We start from the raw sequence: 13705 nt of genomic DNA on the forward strand, positions 1-13705 counted from the left end.
CAAGCTATCGAAAGCGGGGGCTCGGCCGCCCGATGTTATCAAAAACGGGCGCGCGCACGGCGTTGCGGTTCCCTTGTGCAGAATGACTGTAGGGCAGTCACCGCGCCTTGTTCGCACGCAAAAGCGACTCGAGCGCGGACGCGCGATTGAATCAGCGTCTCCCTAGCAGCGCGCGGCTGTTATGCCCGCTACGAAAGTCGCCCACCGAACGTACCGATCGATATAGCCGCGTTGGCCGCGCTCAGGTAAAGCCGGACCGATCGCCACGTCGCTGCGCTCCTCGCGATGACCGGCGGTTGAGATGGTGCCGTCGCTCGGGACGATCCATCAGGGTGGCGTTATATTCTGGCCTCGATCATCCCCGCGCGAGGTCCATCCCCCGGAAGCCCTCATTGGCCGCGTGTTACAACCGGAAAACGGTCTTCTTCGTGCCTTCGTGCGCTTCGTGGTGAAAAAACGGGTTTACAGGCCGCAGCGTCTCCCTAGCGTTCGATGCGGTAGATCAGGTCGACGGACTGTTCCGTGGTGCCGGAGGCGGTTTCCACGCTCAGGTTGCGCGTCAGTTCATAGCGCAGCAAAACCTTCGAGGTGTTGTCGAACAACCCGATGGAGTAGCGCAGCAGGAGCCTTGGCGAGAGGTACAGACCCAGCGTCAGCGCGCTCTCGTCCAGCCCGCCCTCTGTATCCAGTTCCACCTCGTCCAGGCCCAGTTCGCGGCCGATGCGCTCGGTGATCACCGCGCCCTGTTCCAGGCCGTAGGCCGCCGCGGCGGCGGCGATCATGTTGCCGTCCGATTGTGACGCGCCCGACAGGGGCCGCCCGGTCAGCAGGAACGACATCGCCTCGGTCTCGTCCATCGGCGGGTCGGAGATCACCCGCGAGCGCAGGTTGTCCGGCGTGCCGCGGATCTCCAGGCCGACCGTCACGTTGTACTCGCGCACGGTGCGCACCGCGCGCAGGTCCAGTTCCGGGGTTTCCGCCGGCCCCTGGAAGACAAGGCTGCCGCGTTCCACCCGCAGATCCTGGCCGTAGTCGCTGTATTGCCCCTCGGGGATGGTGATCTCGCCAAAGAGCTGGGTGGGCTGCCCGGTGATCTCCTCGACATCCACCTCGCCGGCGAAGCGCGCGGTCAGGCCGAAGCCGTCGAAGCGCACGTCGTCGCCCAGCCGGATCCGCATCCGGATGTCGGTCTTCAGCCCCTGGGCCTCCTGGATCTCCTCGCCGAGGATGATCTCGTCGCCGGAGACCCGGATCGCGCCCGGCGGCAGGTCCGGCGGGCGGATGCGCGCCCAGGGCAGGAATACCTCGCCGCGCACGCGAATGCCGTCGGCGGGGGTGAAGACCAGCTGCAGGTCCGGTGTGATGCGGGCCTCCGCGTCCACCCGGTTGACCACCAGGAAGTCCGTGCCGGCCAGATTCAGTTCGGCGCGCGGGCCGTCGCTCCCGAGATCGACCCGGCCGTCGAGGTCGATGTCGCCATCGCCCGACTCCAGCCGCCCGGCGAGCGTCAGCTCCTCGGCCGACACCACGCGGGCCGTGATCTCGGGGATCACCACGTCGATACCCGCTTCCGGGATCAGCACGCCCCCGTCGCGGAAGGCCACCTCACCCTCCACCAGCGGTGCGTCGAGGCGGCCACCAAAGTCCAGGCGGGCGTCCAGCGACCCTCTCAGGCGCTGGATCTCGGGGCTCAGGGCGGCCAGCCACGCCAGGTCCTCGAGGCGCGCGACAAAGTCACCGTCCAGGCGCAGGTCCTCGCCGTCTGGGCGCAGGCGGATGTCGCTGCGGGCGGTTCCGCCCTCCAGGAAGTCGAGGCGCAGGGCGGCGTCCACGTCGCGGTCGCGTACCCGGGCGCTCAGGCGTACGTCGCGGTAGGGGACTTCCTCGAGATCCCCGTCCTCGTCCCGCACGATCAGGTGGCCGTCGGTCGGCGTCACGGCCAGGTCGGCCGCCAGGGTGCCGTCGGGCTCGAGGCGGCCGCTGGCGTCGGCGTTCAGCTCGCCGGCGATGGCCAGTTCCGGCGGCAGGAAGGGTTCCAGCCACGCCAGGTCCAGGGCCCGGATGTCGGCATCGAATTCCGCCCCTGCGGTGCCGCTCCAGCGGGCCTCGGTACACAGGCGCGCGTCGTCCCGCGCCAGGCACAGGCGCTCCAGCCGCGCCTGCTCGGGCCCGCCCTCCAGCGCGACCGGCTCGGCCAGGTGCCAGGCCCCGGCGGCGGGCTGGTCCAGGTCCAGTCGTGCGAGCTGTCCGCGCCAGTGCAGGGTCTCGGGGTCCAGGCCGCCGCGCAGCGCCAGTTCCAGTGAACCCAGGTCTGTCGCATCTGCGCCGAGGGTGGCGCGGTGTTCATCCACGCGGCCAGAGGCGTCCAGCCGCAAAGACTCCACCCGCGTACCGTCGCCCGGTTCGAGCCCGGCCAGGCGCAGCTCGATCTCGGCGGGTGCGGCTACTTCGAGGCCCGCATCGGCCTGCAATTCCAGCCGTTCCAGGGTGATGTCCGCCAGTCGCAGGCCGGCGCCGCTGCCGCGCGCCGCGACGCGCGGACGCTCGGGGTCCCCCGTGATACGCGCATCCAGTTCCAGCCGGCCGCCAAGGTCGGGCCAGGCCCGGTCCAGCTCCGGTGCATCCAGTTGCAGTTCGAAGTCGAGGGCGTCGGTCCACTCGCCGCGGGCGCTCAGCGTGTTCCGACCCAGCGCCAGGTCCAGGCGGTCCACGCGCAGGTGTTCGCCCTCCAGCGCGAGTTCCGCCTGACCGGAAACGGGCTGTTCGCGCAGGCGGCCCTCCAAGCGCTGTAGTCGGGCCTGGAGGCGCGGGCGGCCGTCGGCGTCCAGGTGTCCCTCGCTGGTCAGGGCCAGCGTGAGCTGGCCGGGGAGCTCGGCGGCCACCAGTGACGGGTCCAGCCTCTCGCCGTCCAGCGCGAGATCCCACGCCAGGCCTTCGGTCCAGTCGAGGTCGCCGCTCAGGGCCAGCCGGGCACCCGTGTCGGTAGCGAGCTGCAGCCGTTCGATCTGGCCACCGGTCTCGCTCAGCGCGACCCGGGCGTCACCCGTGATGTCGATCCCGCGCAGGCGGGCCTGCAGCGGGGCCAGCTCGAGCTGCGCGGCGAGGCCACCGCTGGCGGGTGCGTAGTCGCCGTCCAGTGCCACGCGCAGTTGTTCGATGCGGCCGTCCAGCTCCGGGTGCAGGCGTGCCAGTTCCGGGGCCGCGAGGTCCAGCCCGAGGTCGAAGGCGATGCGGTGATCGGGATCGGTCAGGTCGCCGGCCAGGCCCGTGGCCGCACCCGCCAGATTCAGCCGCGCGAGGTCGCGGATGGCCAGGCGGGTGTCCTCGATGCCGGCCTCGCCATCGGCCACCCATGCGTTCAGGCTCCCGCTGAGCGGCTGATCCTCGAAATGTCCTTCCAGTTCGGTGACGCTCGCGCGTGCCTCCAGGGCGGCCAGGGGCGGGGCGTCGGTCCCCAGCGGCAGGTGACCCTGCAGCTCCGCCTTGAGATGCTCGATCCCGGCATCCACGTCCAGACCCAGCGGCGTCGGCGTCAGCTGATGGGCCTCCAGGGCCAGGTCCCAGTCCAGGGCGTCGTCGAAGCGGACCGGGCCGGACAGGGCGATCCGACCGGCTTCGGAAGCGATCTCGAGGCCTTCAAGCTGCAGCGATTCGAGGTCTCCCCGTGCACGGGTGCTCACGGCGATGCGCGGCCAGGGTGCGAGGGTGGCGGCCGTGTCGATCTCCAGGGCCCAGGCCTCCGGTGTGCCGTGCACCTCAAGGCGCCCGGCCTCTATGTCGACGTGCTGTTCCGGATCGAGGTGGTAGGCGAAGGGCTGCCACTGCGCGGTCAGTTCCAGCTCTGGCGTGGCGAACAGTTCGCGGGCGCTGGCATGCAGGCTCAGCTCGATGCCGGCGCGCAGGTCATGGTCCACCTGTACGCGTTCCCGCAGGGCCCCGGTGACCCGCAGCTCGCCGTCTGCCTCGTCGGTTCCCAGGCCCTCGGCAGCCGTCTCGGGCAGGGGGGCCTGCCACTGGCCGCGCAGCTCGAGCGGATAGTCCCCGTCGGTCTCGATCTCCCCGGTCAGTCGGGCGCGGATCTCCGGCATATCCAGTTCCAGCGCCTGCAGCTCGACCCGCGAACCGCGCGCCCGGGCGCCGGCCGTCAGGCGGGTGATGGTAGCCAGTGGCTCGCCGGTCTGAAGGATCTCCAGATCCTCGACGAGTAGCTGGCCCAGGCGCACTGCCAGCGGTAGCTGGATGGATTCGGGCAGTGCGAAGGGTTCATCGTCGGAGGCCGCCTCCGGGTCGGGCGACGGTAGATCGACGCGCATGCCCGTGGCGGCCAGCAGCCGGATGTTCAGTTCCCCGCGCAGCAGGCTGCGGGCACTGACGCCGATGCGGCCCGCGGGCAGATCGATCTCCGGCCCGTCGGGGAGCGCCAGGTACAGGCCGTGCAGCCGCAGTTCGGTAAACAGCGTTCCCTCGACCCGGTCGATGCGCAACTCGACCGGGGCCAGGCGCTCGCCCTGGGCGGCCAGCCAGCGGGTACCGGACTCGGTGGCGAGCAGGGCGCCGAGGGTCCCCAGCAGGACGATCACCAGGGTCAGGAGCGTGGACAGCCCCCACAGGCTGGCGCGCAAAACGGACTTCACAGGTCCGGCCCCATGGAGAAGTGGATGCGGAAGTCGTCTTCCGAATCCGGGCCGTGGGCCAGGTCCACGCGGATGGGACCGACCGGGGAGCGCCAGCGCACGCCGATCCCGACCCCGTAGACCGGGTCGAATTCGTCCCACTCGTTGACCACGTTGCCGGCGTCCACGAAGGCCGCGGCGCTCCAGTTGCCGACGACCGGGTAGTCGTACTCCAGGCTTCCAACCACCTTGTGGCGCCCGCCGATCACATCGCCGTCCTCGTTGCGCGGGCCGACCCGCTGATAGCCGTAGCCGCGGATACTGGCGTCACCGCCGGCGTAGAAGCGCAGGGAGCTGGGGAGCTCCTGCACCGCGTCGACCTCGGTGAAACCGGCGTCCGCGCGCGCCAGTACCCGTCCGGGGCCGAGGCCGCGCACGATCTTGCCGCTGGCCAGTACCTGCGCAAACGAGGTACTGGACAGGATCTCCTCGCGCGCGCCCTGCACGGTGGCCTCGAAGCGGTAGCCGCGCCGCGGGGTCATCGGATCGTCCGCATCCATGCGGCTGATGCGGTAGGACGGGATCAGCAGCTGGCTGCGGCCGCTGTCGTCCTCGCCGGCGGTGTAGTCCTCGTATTCGTAGCGCAGCCCCTCGGTGGTCTGCCAGCCACTGCGGCGCTGCAGGATACGGTTGGCCCCGATCTGGAAGCGGTCGGATTCCTGGGTGTCCGTCTTTTCCGTGCGGTAGGTGGTGAACAGGTTCAGGCGTTCACGCAGCGGATCGCGCAGCGGGATCTCGTAGTTGTAGCCGATGCCGGATCGCACCGGGGACGCCTCGATCTCGGCCTGGTAGCGGTGGCCCCGGGTGTTGGCGTAGCGATGTTCGTAGCGCAGGCGGATGCGCGGTCCGATATCGGTGGAGTAGCCGATGCCGGCCTCGTAGCTGTGGCGTTTGCGTGGTTCCAGCTCCGCGAGGATCGGGACTTCCAGCCCGTCCGCCGCATCGCGCTGCGGGCGCACGCGGACGCCGCCGAAGTAGCCGCTGTCGTTCAGGTTGCGTTGCAGTGCGATGATCTGCGCCGAGCTGTACGGGTCGCCGGCCTCGAAGGGCACCATGCGCTGGACGAAGTCGTCGGCGAGGATGTCCTGGTCGATACGGACCTGGCCCATGCGGTAGCGATCCCCGGTCTCCATGTGCAGGCGGATGGTGGCGGCGCGCGCGTCGCGGTCTACCTCGAGGCGCCGGGTGTGGAGATCGGCGTCGAAGTAGCCGCGATCGGCGGCGATCCGCGTCATGCGGTTACGCAGGGCCTCGTAGCGGTCGTGGCGCAGGGTGTCACCCACGCGGATCTCGGTCTGGCTGCGCACGGCCTCGAAGCCCAGGTCGTCGGCCCCCTCGCCAGTGATCTGGATATCGATCCGCTCGACCGTGGTGGGTGGCCCGGGGTCCAGGGTGATACGGACGTCCCAGCAGTCCTCGCCGCGCTCGAAGTCCAGCTCCAGCTCGGCGTCGTAGAAGCCGATGGCGCGCAGGGCGTTGCGGGCGCGTTCCTCGGTGTCGCGCAGGACCCGGCGTTCGCGAAACCCCGGCAGGTCGCAGGGGTGCCGCGCCAGGTTGATGCTGTTGCGGATGTTCTCGCGCTGGGCGTCGGTTCCGCCCTCGATCTGCAGACCCGGGGTGGCGCCATTCTCGGCGGCGGCCGGGCTTGCCAGGCCCGCGAGCGCCAGCATTACCAGTGCGACCACGCCGACGCGCGACAGGGCTAACCGGCGAATGAACAGGGCGCGGAGACGGGTCATGGAACGATGATAGCGGTTGCGAAGCGGGGCGCGTGTGAGGATCGGAACGCGCCAACTCACGCGAGTTCCCGCCCGACCGGCCGTTGCGTTACGCCGGCGGCGGATCAGGTCGCCGGGCAGTCCACCCCGCTGCCCCGCGAGAACACCACCAGGTGGGTGAAATCGAGACGCAGGCGTACGTGTTCGCCGATCACGAAGTTGTCGTGGGACGGGGCCATGCACAGCACGCTGAGCCCGTCCGGCAGACGCAGGGTGTAGAGGAAGTCCGCTCCGCGGAAGGCCTTGTCGAGGATCTCGGTGCGGATGGTGCCGGCCTCGTTGTCGATCGCGATGTCGTCCGGGCGGACCAGGACATCCACGGCCGTGCCGGGCAGCAGCTGCTCCGACAGAGTGCCCTCGATCTCGCCGAAGGCGGTATCCACCACATGCTCGGCGCAGACCATGCCGGGGATCAGCGTGCCCTCGCCGACGAAGTCGGCGACGAAGCGATCCGCCGGGCGGTGGTAGAGGTTGTAGGCGGTATCCCACTGGGCCACGCGGCCCTGGTGGATGACCGCGATGCGGTCGGCGAAGGCGAAGGCCTCGTGCTGGTCGTGGGTCACCAGAATGGCGGTGGTGTTCTCCGCGCGCAGGATCCGCCGCACTTCGCGTGCGAGCTCGCCGCGCAGCTCCACGTCCATGCTGGAGAAGGGCTCGTCCAGCAACAGCAGTTTGGGCCGCGGGGCCAGCGCCCGGGCCAGCGCGATGCGCTGCTGCTGGCCGCCGGACAGGGCATGCGGGAAGGACTCGCCATAGCCCGACAGGCCCACCAGCTTGAGCAGCGAGCGGATGCGCTCGTCGCGATCCTCGCGGCCCCAGTGGCGAATGCCGAAGGCGATGTTGTCGGCCACGCTCAAGTGCGGGAACAGGGCGAAGTCCTGGAACACCATGCCGACCCCGCGCTTCTCCGGCGGCACCGTGCCCCGGGCGTCGCTGACGCTGCGCCCGTCCAGCTGGATGCTGCCGGCCATCAGCGGCTCGAAGCCGGCGATGGCGCGCAGGAGCGTGGTCTTGCCGCAGCCGGAGGGGCCCAGCAGGCACCCGATCTGGCCCTTGGACAGGGCCAGCGATACCTGGTGGACCACGGCGGTGCCGTCGTAGCCGATGTCGACCTGATCGAGGGCGATCAGCGGCGTGTGAGGCACCTGCAGGCTGGTGTCGATGGGCTGGGTCATGGCGGGCTGGGTCATGGGGAGTTCGTCGTGCCTGCGGGCATGGCGAGGGGTTTCTGCGGCGGTTCTTCGTCCGCCGCGCGGGTCGGGCCCTGCTGGCCGGGGCGCGAGCGGCCGATGGTCACGGACAGCAGGATAACGGGAACCAGGCCCACCAGCACGATCGCCAGTGCGGCGGAGGAGGATTCGGCCAGGCGTTCGTCGCCGGCCAGCTCGAAGGCGCGCACCGCGAGGGTGTTGAAGTCGAACGGGCGCAGGATCAGCGTGGCGGGCAGCTCCTTGAGCACGTCGACGAACACCAGCAGCAGCGCGGTCAGCAGGGTGCCGCGCATGATCGGCAGGTGCACCCGCGTCAGGGTCTGCAGGGGGCGCATCCCGAGCGAGCGGGCGGCGTCATCCATGCTCGGCTGGATCTTGCCCAGCCCCGCCTCGACCGTCTGCAGCGAGACCGCCAGAAAGCGCACGGTATAGGCGAACAGCAGGGCGAAGACGGTACCCGACAGCAGCAACCCGGTGGACAGCCCGAAGGTGTCGCGCATGAAGCCGTCCAGGGCATTGTCGAACGCGGCGAACGGGATCATCACCCCGATCGCGATCACGATGCCGGGCACCGCATAGCCCATCCCGGCGACGCGCACGGCGGCGTTCGTGAAACGCCCGCCTTCCATGCGCCGGGCATAGGCAAGGAGCAGGGCCAGGGCGACGGCGATCACGGCAGCCGCGATCGCCAGCCAGAAGCTGTTGAAGACCAGGCGCCCGAAGGCCGGGTTCATCCAGTGGTCGGTGGTCTGCATGGTCCACAGGCCGAGCTGGAGGGCCGGCAGCAGGAAGCCCAGCAGCACCGGCAGCAGGCAGCCGACGAAGGCCGCGGCGCCCTTCCAGCCGCGCAGTTGATAGCGCGGAAGGGTGGAGTAGCGGCGGCTGGTGTGATGGAAGCGCGCCCGGGCCCGGGACCAGCGTTCCAGCACGATCAGCACGAAGACGAAGGTCAGCAGTACGGCCGACAGCTGGGCGGCGGCGGCCGGGTCGCCCAGGCCGTACCAGGTGCGGAAGATCCCGGTGGTGAAGGTGCTGACGCCGAAGTAGGCGACCGTGCCGTAGTCGGCCAGGACCTCCATCAGGGCGAGGGTCAGTCCGGCGATGATGGCCGGGCGCGCGAGCGGCAGGGCGACCCGGCGAAAACCGCCGAACGGGCCGGCGCCCAGGGTGCGGGAGACCTCCAGAACGCACACCGACTGTTCCAGGAAGGCGGCCCGGCTGAGCAGGTAGACATAGGGGTACAGCACCAGTGTGAGCATGGCCATGGCGCCGCCGAGCGAGCGGATCTCGGGGAACCAGTATTCGCCGTAGCCCAGGCCGGTCAGGTCGCGGATCAGCACCTGTACCGGGCCGCTGAAATCCAGCATGCCGGTGTAGGTATAGGCAATGATGTAGGCCGGCATGGCCAGCGGCAGCATCAGCGCCCACTGGAAGATGCCGCGCCCGGGGAAGTCGCAGACGCTGACCAGCCAGGCCACCGGCACCCCGATCAGCAGGACCCCGATACCAACCCCGATCAGCAGCGCCAGGGAATTGAACACGTAATCCGCGAGGACGGTCTCGCGCAGATGGGTCCAGACCTCCCCGGCGGGGATGAATACGTGCCCGAAGATGACCAGGATCGGCAGGGCGAGGGTCAGCGCCACGACGAGGGCGATCGCCGTCCACGGACTCGACGGCAGGCGCCGGCGGGTCGCGTGGGGTGCCGCTGGGGCGGCCGTGCTGGTCGTCTGTGCGCTCATGGAGTGCGAATAGTAAAGGTTCTTGTTTCGAATACCACTATGGCCGCTTCAGGACTGGCGGATTGACGCCGGCGCGATGGCGGCTTCTTTGCATCCGAATCTCCGATGTCTTCCGGAGTGCAAACAAAACGCCCCCGGAGGGCCGGGGGCGAGTGGGGTGCATGGTGTGATGGTTCAGGCTCAGCGCCAGCGGGCCCGATCCATCACGCGCACGGCCTCGGCGTTGTGGTTGCCCAGCCGGTAGAGCTCGATGTCGTCGGCCTTGAAGTCGCCGAATCCCTGAAGGATCTCGCTCGCCGGGACGTCGTCGCGGATCGGGTACTCCTGGTTGACCTCGGCGTACCACTCCTGGGCCTCGGTGGCGGAGAGGAACTCCAGCAGGCGGATCGCGTTGTCCTGGTTCGGGGCGTGCGCGGTGACACCGGCGCCGCTGATGTTGACGTGCGTGCCGCGGCCGTCCTGGTTGGGCCAGAAGACGCCGATCTGTTCGGCGACTTCGCGGTCACGCCCTTCGCCGTCCAGCATCAGGCCCAGGTAGTAGGTGTTGGCGATCGCGATGTCGCAGACCCCGTCGGCCACCGCGCGGATCTGGTCGCGATCCCCGCCCTGCGGCTGGCGCGCCATGTTGGCGACGATTCCGTTGGCCCACTCCTGGGCGGCGTCGGTGCCCTCGGTCGCGATCATCGCGGCCACCAGCGACTGGTTGTAGACGTTGCTGGAGGAACGGATGCAGATGCGGCCTTCCCATTGGCTATCGGTCAGGGCCTCGTAGGTCGACAGCTCGGAGGGGTCGACGCGATCCTTGTGATAAAGGATCGGGCGGGCCCGCGAGGACAGGCCGAACCACAGCCCGTCGGGGTCGCGATAACGTTCGGGGATGTTCTCGTGCAGCACCTCGGACTCGATTCCCTGCAGCACGCCGGCCTCGCGGGCCTGATGCAGGCGCGCCGCATCCACGGTGATGAAGACATCGGCCGGGGAGTTGCGGCCCTCGTGGCGCAGGCGCTGGAGCAGGCTGTCCGCACCGCCGGTCACCAGGTTGACCTGAATGCCGGTCTGATCGGTGAAGTCGTCGAGCAGCGGCTTGATCAGGTTTTCCTGGCGCGCCGAATAGAGGTTGACCTCGTCCTGATCGGCGGGGCTGCAGCCGACCAGCGGCATGCTGACGGCGATGGCCGCGGCGGTGCCGATCAGCCAGGCAAGTGGACGAAGCATCATGGTGCGGTTCCTCATTGAAGAATGGTCAGGTGTTGGTACTCGATAGACGAGAACGATTGTTATTTGTGTTCTCATCCCGTGTCAATACCCATTGGGTCGGCGGCGCGCTGGGCCGGGCACCCAATCGGGTGCAACGCTGATAGGCTTGGCACATGGACAAGCCTCTGCCCGAATCCCCCGCGTCCCTGCCCGCGTCGTTGCAGCAGGAGGTTCGCGACCTGCTGGCCGAGCTGGATGAGAAATGCGCCTGGCCGGATACCTTCCTCGCGGCGACGCCCGTGGCGCTGGCCTTCAGCCATTACCTGGCGCAGACGGTGCGCCAGCACCCGGAATACCTGCTCGAGGCCCTGGACCCGGAGGGCCGGGTGGCGGCCTGTGACGATGCCGCTTTCGAACGCACCCTCCAGGCGCGACTGGAGGGTGCCGCCGACGAGGCCGCGCTGCGGCATGTGCTGCGCGAGACCCGGCATCGCGAGATGATCCGCGTGGCCTGGCGCGATCTGTCGGGCCAGGCAGACCTCGACGAGGTGATGCACGACCTGAGCCGGCTGGCCCGATCCCTGATCGAGGGCGGGCTGCAGTGGCTGGACCGGCACTTGCAGGAGCGTTACGGCCAGCCCCGCGGACCGGCGGGCGAGGCCCAGTCCATGGTGGTCCTGGGGCTGGGCAAGCTGGGGGGCGGCGAGCTCAATTTCTCCTCCGACATCGATCTGATCTTCGCCTTCGAGGAGGCGGGCGAGACCGATGGCGAACGGGTGATCGAGAACCAGGCGTTTTTCCAGCGCCTGGGGCGGCAGTTGATCGCGGTGCTGTCGGATGTGACCGCGGATGGCTTCTGCTATCGCGTGGACATGCGCCTGCGTCCCTTCGGCGATTCCGGCCCGCTGGTGATGCACTTCGACGCCATGGAGGACTACTACCAGGCACACGGGCGCGAGTGGGAGCGCTACGCCCTGATCAAGGCCAGCCCGCTGGCGGGCGACCCCGAGGCCGGCGCGCGGCTGATGCGGCGGCTGCGCCCGTTCATCTATCGGCGTTACCTGGACTACGGCACCCTCGCCAACCTGCGCGAGCTGAAGCAGATGATCAACGACGAGTCGGCGCGGCGCGGCCGGTTCGAGGACGTGAAGCACGGCGAGGGCGGGATCCGTGAGGTCGAGTTCATCGCGCAGTCGTTCCAGCTGATCCGGGGCGGACGCGACCAGGCGCTGCAGCGTCGCGACCTGCTGGGCGTGATGGGGGTGCTGCGCGAGCGCGAGCTCCTGCCGGCCTACGCGGTCGAGCAGCTGGAGCGTTCCTATCGCTTCCTGCGCCGCGTGGAGAATCGCCTGCAGATGCTGAATGATCAGCAGACGCACCGCCTGCCCTCCAACGGGGATGACCGCCACCGCCTGGCGCTGTCGCTGGGTTTCGACGACGAGGCCGCGTTCGAGATGGCGCTGCTGCGCGAGCAGCGGCGGGTGCATGCCCACTTCGAGCAGGTCTTCAGCGCCCCGCAGCGCGCGGACGGGGCGGCCATGGAGGCCTCGCCGGAGGCGGATCGCGAGCAGCAGCTGAATCGTCTCTGGCAGGGCGCGCTCCCGGAGGATGACGCCCGCGCGGTACTGGAGGCGATGGACTTCCAGCATGCGGACGAGGCCCTGCGCGGCATCGCCGATCTACGCGAGAGCCCGGGCGTGCGTGCGATGAGCGTGACCGGGCGCCAGCGGCTGGACCGCCTGATGCCGCTGCTGATCGGGGCCATCGCGGAGATGGAGGCCCCGGATGCGGTGCTGCCCCGGGCCCTGCAGATGGTGCGCACCATTGCCCGGCGTTCGGTCTACCTGTCGCTGCTGGTGGAAAACCCGCTGGCGCTGTCCCAGTTGGTGAAGCTGGTGGCCGCCAGCCCGTGGATCAACGAACAGCTGACCCGGCATCCGGTGCTGCTGGACGAGCTGCTGGACCCGCGTGCGCTCTACGCACCGCCGGATCGCGACGGGCTGCGCCAGGAGCTGGAGGCTGAACTGGCGCAGTTTCCCGAGCAGGACCACGAACAGATGCTGGACCGCCTGCGGCAGTTCAAGCAGGTGCAGACGCTGCGCGTGGCGGCCGCCGATATCATGGGCTTCCTGCCGCTGATGAAGGTCTCCGATCACCTGACCTGGCTTGCCGAGGTCCTGCTGGAGCGGGTGCTGCAACTGGCGTGGGAGAAGATGGTCGAGCGCCACGGCGAGCCGCAGTGCGGGGCGTCGGACGCGCGGCGGGTGGCGCGCTTCGCGGTGATCGGCTACGGCAAGCTGGGCGGCTTCGAGCTGGGCTATGGTTCGGATCTGGACGTGGTGTTCCTGCACGACAGTGAAGGGGACGAAGCGCAGACGGCGGGCCCGAAGGTGATCGACAACACCGAGTTCTTCGCGCGGGTGGCCCAGCGGGTGGTGCACCTGCTGGGGGCCTTTACCCCGGCGGGCCGCCTGTACGAGGTGGATACCCGGCTGCGGCCCAGTGGCACGGCGGGGTTGCTGGTCAGCGGCCTGCAGGCGTTCCGGCGCTACCAGGACGAGTCCGCCTGGACCTGGGAACACCAGGCGCTGGTGCGGGCCCGCTTCGTGACCGGGGATGCCGAGCTGGGCGAGCGCTTTCACGCCCTGCGCCGCGAGGTCCTGACCCGCGAGCGCGACGCCGGGGCGCTGCGGGCCGAGGTCGTCGAGATGCGCGATCGCATGCTGGCGGAACACGCCTCGAAGAAGGGCCAGGGCTTCCATCTCAAGCGCGACCGTGGCGGTATCACTGATATTGAATTCATGGTTCAATACTGGGTTTTGGTATCCGCGCACGAGCACCCCGCCGTCTGCGACTGGCCGGACAAGATCCGCACGCTGGAGGCGCTCGGGCGCGAGGGTGTGATCGACGCGAGCCTGAGCGAGGCGCTGGCGGATGCCTACCGGGATCTGCGCAATCGCATCCACCGCCTCACGCTGGCGGGGTCGGATGCCCGAGTCGAGGCGCCCGACGACGCGCTGTGCGCGGTGCGCGATCGCGTGATCGAAGCCTGGAATGACCTGTTCGGCGAGCCGCAAGCGGCCGCGAACCAGAACGCATAGAGG

Annotated in this window: 6 protein-coding genes; 1 reads left to right on the forward strand and 5 read right to left on the reverse strand. The window is 69.4% G+C overall.

The window, feature by feature from the left end:
* Positions 1-482: 482 nt before the first annotated feature.
* The 5 genes from D106_RS0105425 to D106_RS0105450 form a co-directional block, all read right to left on the reverse strand.
* Positions 483-4622 carry a translocation/assembly module TamB domain-containing protein gene (locus D106_RS0105425; protein ID WP_026280584.1) on the reverse strand — a complete coding sequence of 1380 codons (4140 nt, stop codon included), beginning with the start codon at positions 4620-4622 and terminating at the stop codon, positions 483-485.
* Between the two features lie 8 nt (positions 4623-4630).
* Positions 4631-6454 (reverse strand): autotransporter assembly complex family protein, encoded by a 1824-nt coding sequence (locus tag D106_RS0105430; protein ID WP_038045628.1) that lies wholly within the window; start codon positions 6452-6454, stop codon positions 4631-4633.
* Positions 6455-6516: 62 nt separating this feature from the next.
* Positions 6517-7626, reverse strand: coding sequence for an ABC transporter ATP-binding protein (locus D106_RS0105435; RefSeq protein ID WP_038045631.1), 1110 nt, complete (start codon positions 7624-7626; stop codon positions 6517-6519).
* 11 nt (positions 7627-7637) lie between these two features.
* Positions 7638-9404 carry an iron ABC transporter permease gene (locus D106_RS0105440; protein WP_038036949.1) on the reverse strand — a complete coding sequence of 589 codons (1767 nt, stop codon included), beginning with the start codon at positions 9402-9404 and terminating at the stop codon, positions 7638-7640.
* Between the two features lie 180 nt (positions 9405-9584).
* Positions 9585-10622 carry a Fe(3+) ABC transporter substrate-binding protein gene (locus D106_RS0105450; protein ID WP_018879454.1) on the reverse strand — a complete coding sequence of 346 codons (1038 nt, stop codon included), beginning with the start codon at positions 10620-10622 and terminating at the stop codon, positions 9585-9587.
* A gap of 152 nt (positions 10623-10774) precedes the next feature.
* On the opposite strand from D106_RS0105450, the gene glnE reads away from it, so the two are divergent.
* On the forward strand, positions 10775-13702 hold the full coding sequence (glnE, locus tag D106_RS0105455; RefSeq protein WP_018879455.1) for a bifunctional [glutamate--ammonia ligase]-adenylyl-L-tyrosine phosphorylase/[glutamate--ammonia-ligase] adenylyltransferase: 2928 nt from the start codon (positions 10775-10777) through the stop codon (positions 13700-13702).
* Positions 13703-13705 lie beyond the last annotated feature (3 nt).

The sequence above is a fragment of the Thioalkalivibrio sp. ALE9 genome (assembly GCF_000377445.1).
Classification (GTDB): domain Bacteria; phylum Pseudomonadota; class Gammaproteobacteria; order Ectothiorhodospirales; family Ectothiorhodospiraceae; genus Thioalkalivibrio.

What these genes read in the sequence shown, in the direction of transcription:
- D106_RS0105435 (WP_038045631.1), bottom strand. Translation starts at nt 7,626, where the DNA reads ATGACCCAGCCCATCGACACCAGCCTGCAGGTGCCTCACACGCCGCTG.
- D106_RS0105440 (WP_038036949.1), bottom strand. Translation starts at nt 9,404, where the DNA reads ATGAGCGCACAGACGACCAGCACGGCCGCCCCAGCGGCACCCCACGCG.
- D106_RS0105450 (WP_018879454.1), bottom strand. Translation starts at nt 10,622, where the DNA reads ATGATGCTTCGTCCACTTGCCTGGCTGATCGGCACCGCCGCGGCCATC.
- glnE (WP_018879455.1), top strand. Translation starts at nt 10,775, where the DNA reads ATGGACAAGCCTCTGCCCGAATCCCCCGCGTCCCTGCCCGCGTCGTTG.